Source organism: Exiguobacterium aurantiacum, assembly GCF_001766415.1.
In the GTDB taxonomy this organism is placed as follows: Bacteria; Bacillota; Bacilli; order Exiguobacteriales; family Exiguobacteriaceae; genus Exiguobacterium; species Exiguobacterium aurantiacum_A.
On record NZ_MKXO01000007.1, the window covers coordinates 1 to 19,149 of the forward strand.

At 54.6% G+C, this 19,149-nt stretch carries 20 protein-coding genes, 2 riboswitches and 2 other annotated features (1 of these 24 only partly in view); of the genes, 7 read left to right on the forward strand and 13 right to left on the reverse strand.

Annotated features, from left to right (window positions below):
• Positions 1 to 370 precede the first annotated feature (370 nt).
• Positions 371 to 1,405: an S-methyl-5-thioribose-1-phosphate isomerase gene (gene mtnA, locus BJU60_RS12150; protein WP_070329120.1), complete on the reverse strand. Its 1,035-nt coding sequence runs from the start codon at positions 1,403 to 1,405 to the stop codon at positions 371 to 373.
• Positions 1,402 to 2,556, reverse strand: coding sequence for an S-methyl-5-thioribose kinase (gene mtnK / locus BJU60_RS12155; protein ID WP_070329121.1), 1,155 nt, complete (start codon positions 2,554 to 2,556; stop codon positions 1,402 to 1,404). The genes mtnA and mtnK overlap by 4 nt, the downstream gene beginning before the upstream one ends.
• 81 nt (positions 2,557 to 2,637) lie before the next feature.
• Positions 2,638 to 2,740, reverse strand: a riboswitch (SAM riboswitch).
• Positions 2,741 to 2,945: 205 nt separating this feature from the next.
• Positions 2,946 to 3,048, forward strand: a riboswitch (SAM riboswitch).
• A 71-nt stretch (positions 3,049 to 3,119) separates the two neighbouring features.
• Between mtnK and BJU60_RS12160 the strand changes: the two genes are divergently transcribed.
• From BJU60_RS12160 to BJU60_RS12175, 4 genes are read left to right on the forward strand one after another with little or no spacing between them, the layout of a single operon-like run.
• Positions 3,120 to 4,274 (forward strand): 2,3-diketo-5-methylthiopentyl-1-phosphate enolase, encoded by a 1,155-nt coding sequence (locus BJU60_RS12160; RefSeq protein WP_070329122.1) that lies wholly within the window; start codon positions 3,120 to 3,122, stop codon positions 4,272 to 4,274.
• Positions 4,271 to 4,921 (forward strand): 2-hydroxy-3-keto-5-methylthiopentenyl-1-phosphate phosphatase, encoded by a 651-nt coding sequence (locus tag BJU60_RS12165; protein ID WP_070329123.1) that lies wholly within the window; start codon positions 4,271 to 4,273, stop codon positions 4,919 to 4,921. The genes BJU60_RS12160 and BJU60_RS12165 overlap by 4 nt, the downstream gene beginning before the upstream one ends.
• Positions 4,918 to 5,535: a methylthioribulose 1-phosphate dehydratase gene (locus BJU60_RS12170; RefSeq protein WP_070329124.1), complete on the forward strand. Its 618-nt coding sequence runs from the start codon at positions 4,918 to 4,920 to the stop codon at positions 5,533 to 5,535. The genes BJU60_RS12165 and BJU60_RS12170 overlap by 4 nt, the downstream gene beginning before the upstream one ends.
• 13 nt (positions 5,536 to 5,548) lie before the next feature.
• Positions 5,549 to 6,082 carry a 1,2-dihydroxy-3-keto-5-methylthiopentene dioxygenase gene (locus tag BJU60_RS12175; RefSeq protein WP_070329125.1) on the forward strand — a complete coding sequence of 178 codons (534 nt, stop codon included), beginning with the start codon at positions 5,549 to 5,551 and terminating at the stop codon, positions 6,080 to 6,082.
• Positions 6,083 to 6,124: 42 nt separating this feature from the next.
• Here BJU60_RS12175 and BJU60_RS12180 read toward each other — a convergent pair whose 3' ends face one another.
• The gene (locus tag BJU60_RS12180) at positions 6,125 to 6,955 is read right to left on the reverse strand and encodes a TerC family protein (RefSeq protein ID WP_070329126.1); all 831 of its coding nucleotides are present in this window, start codon (positions 6,953 to 6,955) and stop codon (positions 6,125 to 6,127) included.
• Positions 6,956 to 7,207: 252 nt separating this feature from the next.
• On the opposite strand from BJU60_RS12180, the gene folE2 reads away from it, so the two are divergent.
• Positions 7,208 to 8,116: a GTP cyclohydrolase FolE2 gene (gene folE2 / locus BJU60_RS12185; protein ID WP_016508342.1), complete on the forward strand. Its 909-nt coding sequence runs from the start codon at positions 7,208 to 7,210 to the stop codon at positions 8,114 to 8,116.
• Between the two features lie 38 nt (positions 8,117 to 8,154).
• Here the strand turns inward: folE2 and BJU60_RS15275 are convergent, their stop codons facing one another.
• From BJU60_RS15275 to pta, 4 genes are all read right to left on the reverse strand, one after another.
• Positions 8,155 to 8,319 carry a hypothetical protein gene (locus tag BJU60_RS15275; RefSeq protein ID WP_016508312.1) on the reverse strand — a complete coding sequence of 55 codons (165 nt, stop codon included), beginning with the start codon at positions 8,317 to 8,319 and terminating at the stop codon, positions 8,155 to 8,157.
• On the reverse strand, positions 8,319 to 8,618 hold the full coding sequence (locus tag BJU60_RS12190; protein ID WP_016508292.1) for a rhodanese-like domain-containing protein: 300 nt from the start codon (positions 8,616 to 8,618) through the stop codon (positions 8,319 to 8,321). The genes BJU60_RS15275 and BJU60_RS12190 overlap by 1 nt, the downstream gene beginning before the upstream one ends.
• Before the next feature lie 35 nt (positions 8,619 to 8,653).
• Complete coding sequence (locus BJU60_RS12195; RefSeq protein ID WP_070329127.1) at positions 8,654 to 9,373, reverse strand: DUF2711 family protein; 720 nt, start codon at positions 9,371 to 9,373, stop codon at positions 8,654 to 8,656.
• Between the two features lie 77 nt (positions 9,374 to 9,450).
• A complete protein-coding gene (pta, locus tag BJU60_RS12200; protein ID WP_070329128.1) occupies positions 9,451 to 10,440 on the reverse strand; it encodes a phosphate acetyltransferase in 990 nt (329 codons plus the stop codon).
• Between the two features lie 337 nt (positions 10,441 to 10,777).
• Between pta and hemQ the strand changes: the two genes are divergently transcribed.
• On the forward strand, positions 10,778 to 11,551 hold the full coding sequence (gene hemQ, locus BJU60_RS12205; protein WP_070329129.1) for a hydrogen peroxide-dependent heme synthase: 774 nt from the start codon (positions 10,778 to 10,780) through the stop codon (positions 11,549 to 11,551).
• Positions 11,552 to 11,779: 228 nt separating this feature from the next.
• Here the strand turns inward: hemQ and BJU60_RS12210 are convergent, their stop codons facing one another.
• The gene (locus BJU60_RS12210) at positions 11,780 to 12,715 is read right to left on the reverse strand and encodes an ATP-grasp domain-containing protein (RefSeq protein WP_070329130.1); all 936 of its coding nucleotides are present in this window, start codon (positions 12,713 to 12,715) and stop codon (positions 11,780 to 11,782) included.
• A gap of 154 nt (positions 12,716 to 12,869) precedes the next feature.
• On the opposite strand from BJU60_RS12210, the gene BJU60_RS12215 reads away from it, so the two are divergent.
• Positions 12,870 to 14,366, forward strand: coding sequence for a potassium/proton antiporter (locus tag BJU60_RS12215; protein ID WP_070329131.1), 1,497 nt, complete (start codon positions 12,870 to 12,872; stop codon positions 14,364 to 14,366).
• A 36-nt stretch (positions 14,367 to 14,402) separates the two neighbouring features.
• Here BJU60_RS12215 and trpA read toward each other — a convergent pair whose 3' ends face one another.
• The 5 genes from trpA to trpD are packed head-to-tail and all read right to left on the reverse strand — an operon-like array spanning position 14,403 to position 18,628.
• Positions 14,403 to 15,170 carry a tryptophan synthase subunit alpha gene (gene trpA / locus BJU60_RS12220; RefSeq protein ID WP_070329132.1) on the reverse strand — a complete coding sequence of 256 codons (768 nt, stop codon included), beginning with the start codon at positions 15,168 to 15,170 and terminating at the stop codon, positions 14,403 to 14,405.
• The gene (gene trpB, locus BJU60_RS12225; protein WP_070329133.1) at positions 15,167 to 16,351 is read right to left on the reverse strand and encodes a tryptophan synthase subunit beta; all 1,185 of its coding nucleotides are present in this window, start codon (positions 16,349 to 16,351) and stop codon (positions 15,167 to 15,169) included. Before trpB ends, trpA begins: the two co-directional genes overlap by 4 nt.
• The gene (locus BJU60_RS12230; protein ID WP_070329134.1) at positions 16,333 to 16,905 is read right to left on the reverse strand and encodes a phosphoribosylanthranilate isomerase; all 573 of its coding nucleotides are present in this window, start codon (positions 16,903 to 16,905) and stop codon (positions 16,333 to 16,335) included. The genes trpB and BJU60_RS12230 overlap by 19 nt, the downstream gene beginning before the upstream one ends.
• Positions 16,881 to 17,642 (reverse strand): indole-3-glycerol phosphate synthase TrpC, encoded by a 762-nt coding sequence (trpC, locus tag BJU60_RS12235; protein WP_070329135.1) that lies wholly within the window; start codon positions 17,640 to 17,642, stop codon positions 16,881 to 16,883. The genes BJU60_RS12230 and trpC overlap by 25 nt, the downstream gene beginning before the upstream one ends.
• Positions 17,639 to 18,628, reverse strand: a complete 990-nt coding sequence (trpD, locus tag BJU60_RS12240; RefSeq protein ID WP_070329136.1) for an anthranilate phosphoribosyltransferase — start codon at positions 18,626 to 18,628, stop codon at positions 17,639 to 17,641. Before trpD ends, trpC begins: the two co-directional genes overlap by 4 nt.
• A gap of 56 nt (positions 18,629 to 18,684) precedes the next feature.
• Positions 18,685 to 18,910: a binding site (T-box leader), on the reverse strand.
• A 55-nt stretch (positions 18,911 to 18,965) separates the two neighbouring features.
• Positions 18,966 to 19,149 (reverse strand) — a binding site (T-box leader) (it continues 47 nt past the right edge of the window).

Sequence of the window (19,149 nt, forward strand, 5' to 3'; positions counted from 1 at the left end):
ATTGAGCCGAAGAACAGCCAACTGAAGAACCCGCAAGGTCTGGCGCGAAACAAAACGTCAGACCTGAAAGGCATGACGTTACAGAGCGTGATGGCGATCATCGCGGTAAACCTGAAGCGGATCATCACCCTCTCAAAAGAAAAAACAGGATAAGGGCAAGGAAAAAGAGCGATTGTCCCGACTTGAGTCGGTCCAATCGCCCTTTTTTCTGTTCACGCTCGGATAGAGCGGAGGTTTTTCAGTGCCCTCGGATAGATTCTGAGGGCTTTTCTGCTGCCCGGTGCCTTTGTCGACTAAGTAAATCTGGCCATTCCCGTCTCATACCAAGACGGTCACACTTCATCGTTCGGGCAAGTACGGAGCTGCTGTTTCACACGTGAACCGTTCCCCCTACATGGTGTGTGATCGCTGCTTCATTCGGCTCGAACACGCCCGCTTCGGTGATGAGTCCGGTGATCAGTTCAGGCGGTGTGACGTCAAACGCCGGGTTAAAGACGGTGATCCCGACCGGCGCCGTCGGTTGTCCGCCGATATGGGTCACTTCTAGCGCGCTCCGCTCCTCGATTTGAATCACATCGTCCGCCGTCAAATCGAACGTCGAATGCGGGGCCGCGACGTAAAACGGGATCCCGTAATGTTTAGCCAGGACGGCGAGCTGAAGCGTGCCGATCTTATTGGCGACGTGACCCGTCCGTGTGATGCGGTCAGCGCCGACGATGATGGCGTCGACCCCTTTCGCCTGAATCGTCCAAGCGGCCATATTGTCGGTGATGAGCGTGACGTCGATGTCGGCCTGGTCGAGCTCCCAGACGGTCAGGCGTGCCCCTTGGAGGAGCGGCCGCGTCTCACAAGCGAAGACGTTAAACGCGATACCTCGCTCTTTCCCGACGTAAAACGGAGCGAGCGCAGTCCCGTAACGCGACGTCGCGATCGCCCCGGCGTTACAGATCGTTAAGACGTTCCCCCCTGCTGGCAGCACCGTGAGCGCATGCTCCCCGATGGCCCGATACGTGTCGACGTCTCGCTCGAACAGCGCGATGGCCCGATGTTTGATGTCAGTCGCGATCATTTCAAAGTCGTCACCTACATTGAATCCGAGAAGCGACTCGATCACGTTTTGCAGATTGACCGCCGTCGGCCGGGTCGCGATCAATCGACGGCCGACGAGGTCGAGCCGGCGTGTGAAGTCCGGGTCATCCTGGAGACGGACCGCTTCTTTCGCGAGCACGAATGCGCCGAAATAGGCGATGGCCGGCGCGCCTCGGACTTGTAACGTCTCGATGGCGTGCTCTGCCTGTTCGAGCGTCGCGATCGTCACGTACCGCTCTTCATGCGGCAGTAACGTTTGGTCTAAAATGACGAGCTCGTCCCGGGACGGTTCGAAGCGAATGTTTTGGACTGTCATACGCGTACCCCCGCTAACACCGTTACTAAATCATCGATCGAACGGATATCGTGGCGCTGTTTAATGAGCGTCGTGCCGAGCGTGAGCGCTTCCCGTTTCCGCTCGAGCCGGACCGTTTCCGGTAACGTCTCGAGGTCATTGACTCCGGCGAGGCCGATGGCGCGGCGAATCAGTTCGCATCCGGCATAGCCGATCGTGTCGCTAAAGATGGTTTGAAGTAGTTCATCGACGAATCCGTCCGTGTTGAACGGTTCGACCGCCGTCTCAAACTTCGTCCGGAACGTCTTCTCAAACGTCTCCCATACCGTCAATACGTCGGTGAACCGCTCGAACCGTTTGAGTGGGTCATGGAACGTCGATAGCGTCAAATGGGCGACAATTTGCCCGATGTCAAAGCCGAACGGTCCATAAAAAGCGAACTCCGGATCGATGACTTTCGTCTCTTGTTGCGTCGCGAAGATGCTGCCTGTATGTAAGTCCCCGTGCAAGAGCGCGTCGTGTTTCGTGACGAAACCGACTTTCAGTTTCGTGACCTCCACTTTCAATTTCTGGTCACGCCAAAGCGCTTCGACGTCCTGACGGAGCGCGGTTTCGATGTTGTTCGATTCGGCATCTTTGTACGGATCGGTGAAGATCAGTTTTTCAGTGATATCGCATAGTTCCGGGTTGTAATAATCCCGTTCTTTCCGCTTCTTCTCAATCGGGCCGGCCGCATAGTCGGACGTCTCAAACAATGTCTGTCCTAAAAACTCACCGATGTGACGGGCAAGTTCAGGATACGTTTTCCCTTCCAAATAGCCCGTCCGGACGATATCAAAGTCGGACAAGTCTTCTAAAATCGTATAGGCGAGCGTCCGGTCACTGCCGAGAACGACCGGGACGAAACGCGGGACGACGCTGGCGAATTCGCGCAACGCGAGCTGCTCGATCCACGCCCGTTCAAGTGTGAGCGGCCAACTCTCGCCGACGACTTTCGCATACGGTAGCGCCTGCTTGACGATGAGGCTCGTTTCGCCTTGACGGATGCGGAAGACGAGGTTCAAGTTGCCGTCCCCGATCTCCTCGCAATGCGCGATGCCCCCATCTTCGAGTAACCCTAACGTTCTGACGTGCTCGACGACTGTCTGTTCTGTAAATGGTTGATAAGCCATGTCTGTTTCCCCTTTCGGTATATTCCCCACAAAAAAAGCCCCTTTCTCCGCGAGAAAGAGGCACAGCCGTAACGGTTGTTCCTCTCATCTGTCAGACGTATGTCTGGTGGATGTAGCACCGTGCCTACTGGTCGGTTGCTGCGGCATCATCGGGCCAATTCCCTCTGCCAACTCGCGATAAGAGTGTCATATTCGATTGTGTGAACTTGTTGTGATGAATGTTACTTACTCGAGCACCAAGTTGTCAACGTCAATTTTCGGACCCGGTGTTGTCTTTTCCCGGGCATATATAGAAACAATGAATTCAACTATTTTTTATCAAAAAAAGGAATTGACGAACCGGATATTGTGTGACAAAATTCAATTAAATTTCACAACTTCAAAATACATTCTTATCAAGAGCAGACGGAGGGGACAAGCCCGATGATGTCGCAGCAACCGACCCGATTGGGCACGGTGCTAATTCTTGCAGCGTAAGCTGAGAGATAAGAGTTCATTTTTTTATGATGACCTCTTGCCTCGGCATGGGGTCATTTTTTGTTTGACCGGAAGGAGGAACGAACATGAGTATTACTGCCACATATGAAATCAGCCGGACGGACCGCGTCGCGACTGTCGCCGAGAAAATCGCCCTCGAACTGACCGTCGGCACGTGGACGGAACTGCCTCACCTAGAACAAGAACAATTAAAGGCGTATCGGGGCGAGGTCGTCTCAACGACGCACACGGAAACGACGAGCCGCTTCACGATCCGTTATCCGCTCCATAACGTCACGCCCGACTTCTCATCCATCTTGACGACGACGTTCGGGAAATTATCGCTCGATGACTCGGTACGCTTGATCGACTTAACGTTACCCGAAACGCTTGCGTCTGAATTCCCCGGAGCAAAGTTCGGTGTTCAAGGCGTTCGTGAGTTGCTCGACGTACATGATCGCCCGCTCGTCATGAGCATCTTTAAAGGGATCATCGGCCGTGATTTACGCTTCTTAGAACAGCAACTTCGAGACCAGCTCGCCGGCGGCATCGACATCGTCAAAGATGATGAAATCCTATACGACAACCCGCTCACTCCGTCGCTTGAACGAGCTAAAATCGGAGCGGCCGTCATCCAAGAACAGTTCGAAACGACCGGGAAACGTTCGCTCTATGCCATCACGCTCAGCGGTCCGGTGTTCGGGCTGCGTGACCAAGCGCTCCGCTTGATCGAGGCGGGCGCGACGGCACTGTTGTTCAACGTCTATACATACGGGCTCGACACACTCCGCGAACTCGCGAGCGATCCAACAATTAACGTCCCGATTTTGGCGCACCCGGCGTTCGCCGGGGCCTTGACCGGCTCGATCAGCCACTCGCTCTTGCTCGGAAAATTGATCCGCCTCGCGGGGGCCGACTTGACGCTGTTCCCGTCCCCATACGGTTCACTTGCGACACCGCCTGATGAGGCGTTCACGATTCGGGATGGCAGTGCTCGGCCGCACTGGACGAAACCGATTCTACCGGTCCCATCGGCCGGTATCCATCCGGGGCTCGTCCCGGACATCATCCGTGATTTCGGCACAGACGTCGTCATCAACGCCGGCGGCGGCATCCACGGTCACCCAGACGGCGCGGCCGCCGGGGCCCGGGCGTTCCGACAAGCGATTGAGCAAGTATTGGGCGTGGCGAGCCAGACGAACGAGCTCGAGGCCGCGTTAAAGGCGTGGTCAAAACAATGACGATTCACATCTTGTGTGACTTCGATGGGACGATCACGGCCGAGGACAACATCATCGCTTTGATGCGGGCGTTCGCACCGCCCGAATGGCACGCGCTCAAAGACGACGTGCTCGCTCAAGACATCTCGATCCGCTCCGGGGTCGGGCAGATGTTCCAGCTGTTGCCGAGCGCTGACGCTTCGGCGTACCGTGACTACTTGCTGGACCGCATCACCTTGCGCCCAGGGTTCTCGACGTTTTTGGCAGAAGTCCGGCAACAAGTTTGGAAGTTCGACGTCGTCAGCGGCGGCATGAACTTTTTCGTACACCCGATCTTGCAAGACCACGTCGCGCCGGACCACATCTACTGTAACGTCGCCGACTTCTCGGATGAGACGGTACGCGTCGACTGGCCCTACGCCTGTGACGCGCATTGTACGAATGATTGTGGTTGCTGCAAACCGACAATCGCCCGGACGATCGTCGATCCCGTTGATCGCTTGATCGTCATCGGTGACTCGGTGACCGACTTCGAGATCGCCAAACGGGCCGATTTCGTCTACGCCCGTGGGCAGCTCATCACGCTCTGTGAAGCGGAAGGCATCGCCTACGCCCCGTTCGAGACGTTCGACGACATCACCCATCACATGAAGGAGGTGCACGTATGAGCGTGACCGCACGTTGGCTTGAACTCGCCGACATTAAAGACGAACTCGCCGCGCGCGACTGGTTCCCCGGAACGAGTGGCAATTTGGCGATTCGTGTCTCCGACGACCCGCTGACCTTCCTCGTCACGGCGAGCGGACGCGATAAACGAAAACGGACCGCGGACGATTTCGTCCTCGTCGACGCGGCCGGTCGCTTGCTTGGCGAACAAACTGGTAAACCGTCCGCTGAGACGCTGTTACACGTCGAGGTGTTCAACAAGACCGCGGCGGCGTGTTCACTCCACGTACATACGGTCGACAACAACGTCATCTCCGAGCTCCATGCCGTGAACGATGAGGTCGTCTTCACGGGGCAAGAGATCATCAAGGCACTCGGTTATTGGGAAGAGGACGCGGTCGTCCGGGTCCCAATCATCGACAATCATGCCGACATCCCGACGCTCGCGGCCGCCTTCGCGCCTCACGTCCATTCAAGCGCCGGTGCCGTCCTCATCCGTAATCACGGCATCACGGTCTGGGGCGAGACGCCGGATGCGGCGAAGCGCTATTTAGAAGCATACGAATTTTTGTTCAGCTACACGCTAAAACTACGCGCCTTAGGCGTCCATTCATAAGGAGGAACTATCTATGGCAACTGTCTATTTTCAACAAACTGAAGAGCGTCTCGTCGACCAAACTGAAGTGAGCGTATTTTTAGAATCGCGCGGCATCCTGTACGAGCAGTGGGACATCGCTAAACTTCCGGTCGCGCTTCAAGAAAACTACCAACTGACGGACGACGACAAGCAAGCCATCCTCGCAACGTTCCGTGACGAGATTCAAGACGTGTCGGAGCGCCGCGGCTATCAGACGGCCGACGTCATCTCGCTGTCTGACGCGACACCGAACTTGGACGAACTGCTCGTCAACTTCCAAAAGGAACACCATCATACGGACGACGAGGTCCGCTTCATCGTCAGCGGTCACGGCATCTTCGCCATCGACGACGCCGAACGCGGTTACTTCAATATCGAGCTCAATCCGGGCGATTTGATTTCGGTCCCGGTGAACACGCGCCACTACTTCACGCTTCAAGACGACCGCCAAGTCGTCGCCGTCCGCATCTTCGTGACGACAGAGGGCTGGGTGCCGATCTACGAGAAACAAGACGTGACTGCCTAACAAAAAATCCTGCCTTCCGCATACGCGAAAGACAGGACTTTTTTAATGCTTGACCGCTGTCGGTTTGGAAGAGAACCAACCCCAAACAGCAATCCCGACCATGACCGACCAGAAGAACAGTGTCCAACCTAACGAGTGGACGAAACCGTCTGGAAGACCCATGAACGCGAACGGTGTACCGGCAATCAATTCCTTGAAGCCAGGGTGTTCGAGGACGAGTACCGTCAACTTCACACCGACCCAGCCGACGATGAGGAAGGCGGCCGTCTCCAGTGTCGGACGTTGATGCAGCAGCTTCACGAAGACGCGGGCCGCGAATCGCATCAAGATGACCCCGATGAGTCCACCCGTCAAGACGACGAAGAATTGACCTGAGTCGATACCACCGATCTCTCCAAGACCGAGCGGCGGCAAGCTGACTGCGAGTGCGACCGCTGCCAAGATCGAGTCGACCGCGAAAGCGATGTCGGCGAACTCGACTTTTACGACCGTCCACCAAAACTCTTTTTTCGTGACCGGCTTCTCGGTAATTGCCGTCTCTGCTTTCGCCTCGGCGGCGAGGTCTTGTCTTGGATCCATCTTGCGCGCCTTGTACGTCATATATAGATGTCGCGCGCTCATCCCGATCAAGTAAAGGGCACCGAGTGCTTGGACTTGCCAGACGTTGATTAAGAACGAGATTAAGAATAATGCGATGAAGCGGAAGACGAACGCTCCTAATAAACCGTAGAATAGCGCTTTCTTCTGTTCTGTCCGCGGCAAGTGCTTGACCATGACGGCCAACACGAGCGCGTTGTCTGCAGATAGTAGCCCTTCAAGACCGACGAGTACGACGATGATCCAGGCGTACTGCAGGATTAACTGCCAATCCATTAAAACATCCCCTTTTTGTTTGTGTTCTTTCATATTTAATAGTGATCTATTTTTAAGTTCACAGGAACATTTTATTCCCGTGCGTAAATTAAATCAATCTTCTTTCGTTCAATGTCTGAAGTTTTTTCCGCAGAACAGGTTCAAAGCATGTTCACGAAGCAAAATGATACCCAGTTTGTATCCATTTCGTGATAAAATCCTAACAAGAACGAGTGGCGGTCATTTGCCCTCTTAAAAAAGGAGAATCCGATTATGTCTACAAGCCATGTCGCTTTACCTACTAAAGCAGAACGACATAAACTATTCGGCTCGGTCCCGCCGGTCAAAGGTACGAAACCGACAGAAAAAGATAAAATGGTCGATCTTCAAAATACACCTAAGAACTTCTTGTTCGCACTCGACAGCGTCGGGATCTCGAACGTCAAACATCCCGTCAACATCGAAACTCCAGACGGCATCCAAGCGACGGTCGCAACGTTTGAATTAACGACATCACTCGTCCAAGATCGTAAAGGCATCAACATGTCACGCTTGACGGAACAGCTCGACGCGTACCATACGCAAGGCTGGACGTTATCAAACCGCTCGCTCATCGAGTTCGCCCAAGAACTCGCCGAGCGTATGGAACAAACGGAAGGTCAATTGACGGTCCGCTACCCATGGTTCTTCAGCCGGAAAGCACCGGCGACGGGCCTCAGCGGTCTTATGAACGCTGACGTCATGCACAACGTGACGTACAACCTCGAGACAGGTATGGCGAGCGTGACGGTCGGTCTCGTCATCAACGTGACGACGCTATGCCCATGTTCAAAAGAGATCAGCGAATACAGCGCCCATAACCAGCGCGGCTACATCACAATCGAAGCCGGTCTTGACGAAGCGTCGCTCGACGGCTTCGACTGGAGACTCGCATTGCTCGATGCGGCGGAGTCGAACGCATCGGCACCACTTCACCCGGTCTTAAAACGTCCGGATGAGAAACGGGCTACAGAAATCGCTTACGAAAACCCACGTTTCGTAGAAGATATGGTCCGCTTGATTGCAGCCGACTTGTACGAGATGAAACAAGTCGTCAACTTCTTCGTCGAATGCCGAAACGAAGAGTCGATCCACCAGCACGACGCCATCGCGTCAATCACGTTCGATAAACGTGACAACTAAAAACGAGTGAAGCCATGTACTTGGCTTCACTCGTTTTTTTATACACTTTGTATGAGGCGGATCGTCAACAAAAGGACAATCAGGACGATCCACACCGCCCAGATGGTGCGCCATCTGTTCCAGTCGAGACGCTTCACGAACGCGTATACCGTCAAATAGAGGACGATCAAGAGCGGAATGACGACCCACGGATTGTCGAGCATCACGCTTCGACGTCACCGTCCCAAGCGAGCATGCCGCCCTCGACGTTGACGACTTTGAACCCTTCCGATTCCAAATAGTCGCACGCCGTCTGGCTGCGTCCGCCCGAGCGGCAGATGACGTGATAGACGTTGTCTTGCGCGAGCTTCTCGGTCACGCCCGGGAATTCAGACAGCGGATAGAGCGGCACGTTCGGGATATGGCCCGCGTCGTACTCGTCTTGTTCGCGCACGTCGATGATGTGGAGCGACTCCCCGTTCTCAAGCTTTTCACGTAATTCGGTTGCATGGATGCTTTGCATGCTGTTTCCCCCTTAAATTGTTATCCCCTACTAGTTTACCTCAGTTTCGTGTCGGACAAACTCCAATTGATGGTCGTCTCGTCATCGCAATAGAAACCTTTCAGACCACAACGTTCGACCATGTCACTTACCCAAGACTGACTGCCGCAAAATAAAGTGAAGTGGCTATCCCATGGCGGTACGATGAGCCAATCATGCTGATAGCCGAAAAACGTGCGATGATTCATGTCCCATGTATCGGCTGCAAGAACTTCTTGAATGTTGATAAGATGGCGCTCCGTACAAAATTCGTCGCCGTTCCATATCCATTCTTCTCCCGTCTCCAGAAGCGCCCTTAATACTCGATTCTTTAAGAAATCAGACAGCTCGCCTTCGCCAGGTGGGAGCAAATTCTCGCGCTCGCAAAATTCGATGATTCGATTTGCGCCTTCTTTATCTTCGGCATGCGGTTTCAATGCCCCAATCATCGTTCGGAGTGCGTGATCGATACGTTTGACGTCTTCAAAACCAAGTTGGCGGCGCATATCTTCCCATGCGACGGCACGAAAATGCTGTTCCACTTCGTTTTTGTTCATCTCGACATATCGGTCAATTGCGGTAGGATTTTCTATCGGTCCGAGAAACGGATGGTACGCGACGAACACTTCTTCAAACACGCCCTCATAGTAAGTTTTAATCGGAAAATCATCTCCACCGCCGAACATAGCGTAGCGATGTCCTTCCGGTAAAGTGATGGCTCCCTCAATCTCCTCCATGTGACCGCCTCCTTTTCCAATAGTTTACAACTACGCATCAAAAAAAGCATCCTCCGCTGTGGGAAGATGCTTCTGACTTACGCTTCGTTGCGCTCGTCAATCGCTTGTGCCGCTGTGATGAGCGTCAATTTATAGACGTCTTCTTCATTACAGCCACGCGACAAGTCGTTGACTGGCTTGTTGAGACCTTGCAAGATCGGTCCGATCGCTTCGAATCCGCCGAAACGTTGAACCATCTTGTAGCCGATGTTCCCGGCTTCGAGGCTCGGGAAGACGAACACGTTGGCGTTACCGGCGACGTCAGAGCCCGGTGCTTTCTTCGCTGCCACGCTCGGGACGAACGCTGCGTCGAACTGAAGCTCACCATCGATTGGAAGGTTTGGCGCTTTCTCTTTGGCGAGACGCGTCGCTTCGATGACTTTCTCGGTTTCAGGCGACTTCGCCGAACCTTTCGTCGAGAAGCTGAGGAGCGCGACTTGCGGCTCGATGCCGAACGTCTTCGCCGTCAACGCTGACAAGTAGGCGTTCTCGGCAAGGTCGGCCGCATCCGGTGCGATGTTGATCGCACAGTCCGAGAAGACGTATTGCTCATCGTCACGTACCATGATGAACACACCTGACGTCTTTTTGATGCCTTCTTGCATCTTGATGATTTGAAGTGCCGGACGGACCGTGTCGGCCGTCGCATGCATCGCACCCGAGACGAGACCTTCCGCTTTGCCCGTGTGGACGAGCATCGTACCGAAGTAGTTCACATCTGACGACAACAATTCACGAGCTTGTTCAGCCGTCGCTTTGCCTTTACGGCGCTCGACGAACGATTCGACGAGCGTGTCGATATCTTCGTATGTCGCTGGGTCGTACTGTGTCAAGTTCGAGATATCAAAGCCGTGTTTCGCTGCGACTGCATCGATGTCCGCTTTCGGACCGACGACGATCGGGTTGACCATGCCGTCATTTTTTAAACGGACTGCAGCTCCAAGGACGCGCTCATCGACGCCTTCTGCTAAGACGATGGTCGGACGAATCGGGCTGACTTTTTGCTTCAACGTGTCAAATAATTTCATGGTAAGTGAACTCCTTTTCGATTGGAAGATATCTATGTTTTCTCTTTAGGACACAATTGTCCGTATGCGTGTTTTATTATACACAGTCCTTTTTTTAAAATAAACTATTCTGCCCATATCGTCATAAATCGCTTGAAATCAGTCATTATATGAATAGAACAGTTATGTATTTATGACTGATACAGGTTGCTGTGAAGCCGTTTACATTTCCGTGTCCGCTTTTCCCTTTCCCCCGTCTCGATTGTGATTACCCTCACAGACAGCGCCAAATTTGCCAGGCGGTAAAGTGTCTGTGGTAAAATAAACAGCGAAGCCAAGTCTTGAAAGGAGTTTTTTCATGTCAGAACGTCCAGCACCGACAACCGAAACACAGCACGCAGCCGCCACATTAGACGGTTGGTATACGCTCCATGATTTCCGCTCGATCGATTGGACACGTCTAAAAGCAGTCGACAAAGAGGCGCGTCAAGAAATGATTGAGGAGTTCGTCGCCTTCCTCGCCTCGCTTGAAGACGTCGAAACACGCGGAGAAGGCAGTCACGCCTTCTATTCGATCCTCGGTCAAAAAGCGGACGTCGTCCTCATGGTCCTTCGTCCGACGTTCAAAGAGCTCGAACAAGTCGAACTCGCCCTTCGTAAGACGAAACTGTACGACTATATGATCCCATCGTACTCTTACGTCTCGGTCATCGAGCTCGGCATGTACCGTGGCTCTGGTGACGGGGATCCATACGAGAACCCGCACATCCGCTCGCGCTTGTACCCGACGTTGCCGAAAGCAGCCCACATCTGCTTCTATCCGATGAGCAAAGCGCGCCGTGACGAGGATAACTGGTATACGCTGTCGATGGACGCGCGGAAAGACCTCATGTACCGCCACAGCATGATCGGCCGCAGCTATGCCGGCAAGATCCAGCAGTTCATCGGCGGATCAACCGGATTTGACGGCTGGGAATGGGGCGTCACGCTCTTCGCGGAAGACTCGCTCCAATTTAAGAAGATTGTTTACGAGATGCGTTTCGATGAAGTCAGCGCCAAATATGGCGAGTTTGGTGACTTCTACGTCGGAAACATCCTTCCAAAAGAAGAACTCGGCACATTCCTCGGTTGATTGAGGTTTACGCATCGACCCCCTCGGGAAACATCGTTGTAGAGGCACTTACAACAATGATCAATGAGGTGAACAACGATGCGCGTGTTCAAGGAATCAGATCGAGACACTGCAAAACGTTTAGATTCGTTCATTGAACGAATGGCCCCGACAGCAGAGCTAGTCCAAATTCGATTTGAACAACAATTACAACATACACAGCGAAAGGGTCAGGCGAAAGCCTGACCCTTATTTTGTCTTCGCGTGAAGCGCGTCGCCAAGGAACGTCGCGAGTTCCAGCATGCCGTATTGACCTGCCTTCGCTTCCGCGTCCGAGTTATAGTTCGTATTCGTGTTGACGTCGTACGCATAGACGTTGCCGTCACGGTCTTCGATAATCTCGATCCCCGCGACTGCGATATTATTTGTTGCCAAGAACGCTTCTAGCTGATCGATGATCGGATCGGCAAACCCGTCGACGATTTCAAATTTGGCCGGTGGCGTCTCGCCGACCGGGCAGAATTGGTCTTCAATCGAGCACGCATCCGCCGGGCATAGTTCGAACCCTTCCGACGTGTCGACCCGTACCGCGTAGAGGAACTTTCCGCCGATAAATTCACAGCGCGTGATGAACGGTTTCGGCGCTTCGATATATTGTTGGATGAGCGTGATGCCATCGACCGAGTCCTCGAACGCCGGTCCGTACACATACCCTTTCAACGCCTCAATCGAATGGAATAGCTGCACGCCAAGCCCTTTACCGGCCCGGTTATGCTTCGTGATGAACGGGCTCATGCCAAGCTTCTCGGCCGCCTCGATGATTTGTTTTTTTCCGACAGCAGCGATCGTCCTCGGCACACGGATCCCTTCTTGACGAAGCGCCGTATATTGGTTGACCTTGCTCACTTCGAGGCGAATCGCCCGTGTCCCGTTGAAGACGGTCCGTCCGTTCGCCTCGAGCCAGGCAAGTACCCCTTCCGTCAGCTCTGGCGCGTAGCGATGCCCGCGCGTATGTGACGACGCACTCATCCGGTTATAGAACACACCATCCGGCGGCGTCGCTTCAATATCGATGATTCCTTCATCTAAATGCCACAGTTCATATGGAAGCGATAACTCCTCGAGCCGTTTGACGAGATGGTCCGTCCACTCATTGTTTTCATGCAAAACGTGAATTTTAGCCATATGAATCCCCCTTTGATACTCCTAATGTACCACACCGATATCCGACTATTCCAATTAGCATAATTGACGATACGTTCATTCTTATTTCATAACGGTTTCATGGTATAATGAACTTAATAATCTATGTGAAAAGTGACAATTTCAAAGGGAAGTGATGTGTTTGACTGCACCTATTTTAAGTACAGACGTTTTAATCCTCTTGTTCGGTCTCCTCCTCGTCGCAGGGGTTTTGGCCACGCGCGTGTCCACCCGTTTCGGCCTTCCTGCGTTGATTCTGTTCATGGGAATCGGCATGGTCATGGGCAGTGACGTCACCGGCTTAATCTTCTTCGATGACTCGAACCTTGCCCAGATGATCGGAATCTCCGCTCTGATCGTTATTTTGTTCGAAGGTGGTCTGCAGACGAAATGGGCCTCGCTTCGGAGTGTCCTCGCTCCGTCCGCCTCGCTCGCGACGATCGGCGTCTTATTGACGGCCGGGCTTGTCGCCGTAGCCGTTCGTTTCGTATTCGGTTTCGACTGGATTGAGTCTTTCCTATTCGGTGCCATCATCGGCTCGACCGATGCCGCCGCCGTATTCGCCGCTTTCAAAGGAAAGAATATCGCGCCGAAAGTCGGCGCGACACTCGAAGCCGAGTCCGGCACGAATGACCCGATGGCGATGTTTTTAACAATCCTCGCTCTCGACTTCATGTTGAAACCGGACACGACGATTTGGGACGGCATTGGGATGTTCATCCTCCAGATCATCGTCGGGGCGTTCGCCGGGTACATGCTCGGGAACCTGTCACGGCTCATGCTCAATCACTTGCGCCTTGAATCGAGCGGCCTGCACGCCGTCCTCATGATTTCGATGGCGTTCATGACGTATGGCGTGGCCGCCTACTTCGCCGGCAGCGGCTTGCTTGCCGTCTATCTTGCCGCGATGATCGTCGGGAACGCCCACACCGCCCACGAAGTGACCATCGTCCAATTTTCGGAGGCGCTCGCTTGGATCATGCAAATTATCATGTTCGTCATCCTCGGGCTTCTCGTCTATCCGAAACAACTGTTCGATCCAGAACTCATTTGGAAAGGGCTGTTGATTTCATTTTTCCTCATGTTCGTCGCCCGTCCAATCGCCGTTTACTTATCGACGATCGCGATGCCGTTCACGCATAAGGAAAAACTGTTCATCTCCTGGGCCGGCCTAAAAGGAGCTGTCCCGATCGTGCTAGCGACGTTCCCGCTCATCGCTGGGATCGACAACAGCCAACTCATCTTCAACGCTGTCTTCTTCGTCGTCGTGACGAGCGCGTTGATTCAAGGAACGACGCTCACACCGCTCGCGGCCAGACTGAACCTGCTCGGGCCGGATAAGATCCGCTCGCCGTATACGATCGCGCTCGTGTCGAGTAAACAGTCGCAGCATCAGCTCGTTCCGTACGTGGCGACAGAAACGTCATCGATGATCGGACGCACGCTCGCCGACATCACGTTACCGCCGAACACGGTCGTCAATGCGATCGTCCGCAAAGACTATCTCATCCCGCCTACGGGTCAAACGAAAATTGAGCCGGGCGACTTATTGTACGTCCTCGCCTCGACGTATCGTCACGACCAACTCGATCGCAAGTTCGGCGAAGACGGGCTTGAGCGCGTCGAGCTATGAACGAACAAGGACCGTGCCCGAGGCACGGTCCTTGTTTTATGCTTTGACTCGACGCGCCGCTGCGATCAAATCGGCGACGTCTTGCTCGCGTCCGGCGTGGAGCGCCTCGACGATGAAACTGCCGACGACGACCCCGTCACACGCCTCACCGAGTGCTCGGACCTGGTCTTCGCGATGGACACCGAATCCGGCGAGTACCGGGACCGGAGACCGTTCTGTCAACGAGCGCAAATGGGCGAGCAGTTCGTCCGGGAACGCGTCGACTTTTCCGGTCGTCCCTTTGAGCGTCACCGCGTAGACGAACCCTTCGGCCTGACTTAAGATCGTGTCGATTCGTTGTTTGTTACTCGTCAATGTGACGAGCGGGACGACCGCGACCCCGTTCCGTTCAATCCCCGCGAATAGTTCGAGGCTCTCTTCGAACGGCAAATCGGGGATGATGACACCGCTGACGCCGCATGCGGCCGCACGGTCGAAGAATGGCTGGATTCCGAACCGGAACACCGGATTCAAGTATGTCATCAGGACGATCGGGACTGAGAAACGCTCAGTTCCTTCTATTAAACAATCCAACACGCCAGAGAGTGTCACCCCGTCCGCGAGGGCACGCATCCCGGCCGCCTCGATGATTGGTCCGTCCGCTACAGGATCTGAGAACGGGATCCCGAGCTCGATTGCCGTCGCGCCCATCGCTTCGAGCCGCTCGATCGTCGGAATGAGTTGATCGAGTCCGCCGTCTCCGGCCATGATGTAAGGGACGAATGCTGCCCCGTCTCTATTTCGAATCGCTGTCTCTAAGCTCATTTCTGTCCCACCCTTTCACGAATCGTATGCACATCTTTATCACCTCGGCCTGACAGACAGATGACGAGCAGATCGTCCTCGTCCATCGTCGCGGCGAGCGTCTCGGCATAGGCGAGCGCATGTGACGACTCAAGTGCCGGGATGATGCCCTCATGTCGACTGAGTGACATACATGCCTCTAACGCCGCCTCATCGGTGACCGCCGCGTAGCGGACACGCTCGATGTCTTTCAAGAAACTATGCTCTGGTCCGACCCCAGGATAATCGAGTCCGGCCGAGATCGAGTGCGCTTCTTGGATTTGCCCGGCCCCGTCTTGCAGCACGTACATGAGCGAGCCGTGGAGCACGCCGACCTCACCTTTCGTGAGCGTCGCCGCATGCTTGTCCGTGTCGACGCCGCTTCCTGCTGCCTCGACCCCGTACAAGGCGACATCCTCGTCATTCAAGAACGGGTAGAACATCCCCATGGCGTTGCTGCCACCACCGACGCAAGCGATGACGGCATCCGGCAAGCGTCCGGTCTTGTCTAAAATTTGGCGCCGTGTCTCTGTTCCGATCACACTTTGGAAGTCACGCACCATCGTCGGGAATGGGTGTGGCCCAAGTACAGAGCCCATGACGTAGTGTGTATCGTCAACGTGTTTGACCCAGTAGCGTAACGCCTCGTTGACCGCATCTTTCAACGTTCGGCTGCCTGACTTCACCGGAATGACCGTCGCCCCGAGCAGTTCCATCCGAAACACGTTCAACTCTTGCCGTTCGACATCGACCTCACCCATGAAAATCGTACATTCTAAGTTGAGCAACGCGCACACCGTCGCTGTCGCCACACCGTGTTGTCCAGCACCGGTCTCGGCGACGATTTTCTGTTTCCCCATCCGCTTGGCGAGGAGCGCCTGCCCGATCGTGTTGTTGATCTTGTGGGCACCGGTATGGTTCAAATCCTCCCGTTTCAAGTAAACGTTCGTCCCGAGGCGTCGGCTCATGTTCTCCGCATAATAAAGCGGGGTCTCCCGTCCGACGTATTCGCTGAGCAACGCGTCGAAGCGTTCTTGAAATTCAGGATCTAACTTCGCTTCCTCATAAGCCACCTCGAGTTCTTCAACGGCCTGCATGAGTGTTTCCGGTATATATTTGCCTCCGTATGGGCCAAACTTTCCGTTCACTGGTTGTGTGTACATAGTGTTTCCTCCTTGGCACGTCTGATGAACGTGCGAATTTTATCGATATCTTTCTCTCCATCTGTCTCGACGCCGCTTGAGACGTCGACCCCGTCAGGCCGTACGTCGTGCATCGCTTGTCTCACGTTGTCGGCCGTCAAACCACCGGCGAGCCAGAACGTTCGCTGCGGACGTTCCAACTGCAACCAGTCGAGCGTCTCCCCGCTCCCGGGCGTCGGTGCATCCAGTAAGACGATATCCGCCTCCGTCTCGCTGCTCGCTTCGATGATCGGCAGATTGAACTGTCGGAACGTCTCAAGCGGCAACGTGCGCCGGTGCAGTTGGATATCCGTCAATCCACACGTGATTGCCGTCTCGACCTCATCAAGCGTCGGGTCGAGAAACACTCCGACGACACGGACGTGATTCGGGATCAACTGTCGTAGCCGTTTCGCCGTCGTCACATCGACTTGGCGTGAGCTGTTCGCGAACACGAAGCCGATCGCATCGGCCCCGGCTTCAACCGCCGCCGTCACACTTGCTTCTGTTTTCAATCCACATATTTTAACGAACACGTCTTCAACTCCTCAATCAACGCCGTCGGGTCATCCTGTCGCATAAGCGCCTCTCCGACGAGAATCGCTTTGGCTCCCGCGTCTCGCAGTCGGCCTGCTGCTTCGCCGGTGCTGACTCCGCTCTCACTGACGAACGCCACGTTCGGATAACTCTTCATCAATTCAATCGATGTCTCGAGCGATACGTCGAACGTCTTCAAGTTCCGGTTGTTGATGCCGATCAACACGTCCTCAAGTTCGAGCGCCGTCTGGAGCTCGGCTTCATCGTGCACTTCGACGAGCACGTCGAGGCCGATCAGGCGCGCGTGTTGCTTCAACGCGTGCAGGCGAGTCGGATGTAACGCCGCGACGATCAACAACGCCGCGCTCGCACCGGCCGCTTTCGCCCGGTCGAGCTGTCGTTCATCGATGATGAAGTCTTTACACAGGACCGGGATATTGACGGCGTCAGCGACTTGGCGTAAGTCATCGAACGATCCGTTAAAGTATGTCGTATCGGTCAGCACCGAGATCATCGTCGCACCGGCCCGTTCGTAAACCTGAGCCCGTTCGGCCACATCCAGTTCGGCTCGAATCACGCCTTTTGATGGGGACGCCCGCTTAATTTCCGCGATGATATGAAACCCGTCCGCGACCAGCCGCTGTAACGAGATCGGCTCTGTCGCCGTGACCGTGACGTCTTGCATCTGATTGACCTCTTCGATTTTCGTCCCAATAATTTTCGTCAAGTAGCTCATGCGCCCACCTCCGTTTTTTGTAGTTGCTTAAGGACGCGGGCGGCGTGGCCCTCGTCGATGCTCCGGCTCGCCTCGGCCACACCTTCACGTAACGTCTTGACGGCGCCGTATGTGCATAACGCGAGTGCCGCATTCAACAAGACGACGTCACGCGCCGGTCCTGCCGCGCCGTTCAAAACGGCGACGAGCGTCTTCGCATTCTCTTCGGGTGTACCACCTTGTAGCGCCGACAGCGGTGCCCGCATCAACCCGACGTCTCGCGGGTCGACTTGATATCGTGCCGTCTGCTCTCCGTCAAAGAAGAGTACCTCGTTCGCACCAACGAGGCTCGCCTCGTCGAGCCCGCCGGCCCCATGGACGACCATGCCCCGTTCGACTCCGAGATGGCGCATCGCCGTAGCCATCTTCTCAATCAAGTCTGGATGGTAGACGCCGATCAATTGCCGTCTCGGCTTGAGCGGGTTCGTCAGCGGACCGATTTGATTGAAGATCGTCGCCGTCCCGAGCCGTTTTCGCACCGGCATGACATGTTTCATGATCGGATGGACGTGTTGGGCGAACAAGAAGCTCAAGTTCGTCCGCTCAAGTTCAGCTAACACGTCGTCAGCACTTTGGACAATCGGGATATTCAACGCCTCGAGCACATCGGCGCTACCCGACCGGCTCGACACGCTCCGATTCCCATGTTTCGCGACCGGGATACCAAGTCCGGCGAGAACGAACGCGACGGTCGAACTAATGTTGAACGTGTTCGCTCCGTCACCGCCGGTCCCACAAACGTCGAGCACAGGGAGCGTCGTCTCCGGGAACGTCGCCGCCTCACGGATATAATCGGCCAGCCCCGCCATCTCTTCGGCCGTCTCGCCGCGTGCTTTCAATGCGAGAAGCACCTCGGTGATTTGCGTTTCATCCGCTTGAAACAACTCGGAAGCCGCCTGTTTCATCTCGGTCGTCGTCACTTGGTTCGTCAGTAGTCTTGTTAACATGTCCGTTCCTCCTTAAGCGATTTGGGTATAAAAAAACTCCATACGACGTCTGTCGTATGGAGGACGGTATGGACCGCGGTGCCACCTCTCGTTGGATCAATCGATCCCACTTTCCGATGCTATCACATCGTATCCTGATAACGGTGGAAGCCGTCACGGCCTACTAACATTCAGCCGTGCTCTCATGAGCCCATTCACGTGACGGTCTCGGTCAGGATCCCACCACCCCTGACTCTCTGTACGAGACTTCTTCACGCTACTCTTCTCAATCATCGATTTAAGATTCAATTTGAAAAACAAAAAAGGGTCACTCGGTCCAACTCACAGCTCACGCTATGAGAAGGACGAGTAACCCCGTGGTGCCACCTTCGTTGGTTCATGTCGAACCCACTTCACGGACAATCATCCGCTTCCCCGTGATAACGGTGGGTAACCCGCTAAAGCCTACTAAAAATTTCGGTTTAGAGCTCGGAAGTCCATTCGCGACGTCCCACATACTGATTCACACCAACCATCAGCTC

What these genes read in the sequence shown, in the direction of transcription:
- mtnA (WP_070329120.1), bottom strand. Translation starts at nt 1,405, where the DNA reads ATGACAGTCCAAAACATTCGCTTCGAACCGTCCCGGGACGAGCTCGTC.
- mtnK (WP_070329121.1), bottom strand. Translation starts at nt 2,556, where the DNA reads ATGGCTTATCAACCATTTACAGAACAGACAGTCGTCGAGCACGTCAGA.
- BJU60_RS12160 (WP_070329122.1), top strand. Translation starts at nt 3,120, where the DNA reads ATGAGTATTACTGCCACATATGAAATCAGCCGGACGGACCGCGTCGCG.
- BJU60_RS12165 (WP_070329123.1), top strand. Translation starts at nt 4,271, where the DNA reads ATGACGATTCACATCTTGTGTGACTTCGATGGGACGATCACGGCCGAG.
- BJU60_RS12170 (WP_070329124.1), top strand. Translation starts at nt 4,918, where the DNA reads ATGAGCGTGACCGCACGTTGGCTTGAACTCGCCGACATTAAAGACGAA.
- BJU60_RS12175 (WP_070329125.1), top strand. Translation starts at nt 5,549, where the DNA reads ATGGCAACTGTCTATTTTCAACAAACTGAAGAGCGTCTCGTCGACCAA.
- BJU60_RS12180 (WP_070329126.1), bottom strand. Translation starts at nt 6,955, where the DNA reads ATGGATTGGCAGTTAATCCTGCAGTACGCCTGGATCATCGTCGTACTC.
- folE2 (WP_016508342.1), top strand. Translation starts at nt 7,208, where the DNA reads ATGTCTACAAGCCATGTCGCTTTACCTACTAAAGCAGAACGACATAAA.
- BJU60_RS15275 (WP_016508312.1), bottom strand. Translation starts at nt 8,319, where the DNA reads ATGCTCGACAATCCGTGGGTCGTCATTCCGCTCTTGATCGTCCTCTAT.
- BJU60_RS12190 (WP_016508292.1), bottom strand. Translation starts at nt 8,618, where the DNA reads ATGCAAAGCATCCATGCAACCGAATTACGTGAAAAGCTTGAGAACGGG.
- BJU60_RS12195 (WP_070329127.1), bottom strand. Translation starts at nt 9,373, where the DNA reads ATGGAGGAGATTGAGGGAGCCATCACTTTACCGGAAGGACATCGCTAC.
- pta (WP_070329128.1), bottom strand. Translation starts at nt 10,440, where the DNA reads ATGAAATTATTTGACACGTTGAAGCAAAAAGTCAGCCCGATTCGTCCG.
- hemQ (WP_070329129.1), top strand. Translation starts at nt 10,778, where the DNA reads ATGTCAGAACGTCCAGCACCGACAACCGAAACACAGCACGCAGCCGCC.
- BJU60_RS12210 (WP_070329130.1), bottom strand. Translation starts at nt 12,715, where the DNA reads ATGGCTAAAATTCACGTTTTGCATGAAAACAATGAGTGGACGGACCAT.
- BJU60_RS12215 (WP_070329131.1), top strand. Translation starts at nt 12,870, where the DNA reads ATGTGTTTGACTGCACCTATTTTAAGTACAGACGTTTTAATCCTCTTG.
- trpA (WP_070329132.1), bottom strand. Translation starts at nt 15,170, where the DNA reads ATGAGCTTAGAGACAGCGATTCGAAATAGAGACGGGGCAGCATTCGTC.
- trpB (WP_070329133.1), bottom strand. Translation starts at nt 16,351, where the DNA reads ATGTACACACAACCAGTGAACGGAAAGTTTGGCCCATACGGAGGCAAA.
- trpC (WP_070329135.1), bottom strand. Translation starts at nt 17,642, where the DNA reads ATGAGCTACTTGACGAAAATTATTGGGACGAAAATCGAAGAGGTCAAT.
- trpD (WP_070329136.1), bottom strand. Translation starts at nt 18,628, where the DNA reads ATGTTAACAAGACTACTGACGAACCAAGTGACGACGACCGAGATGAAA.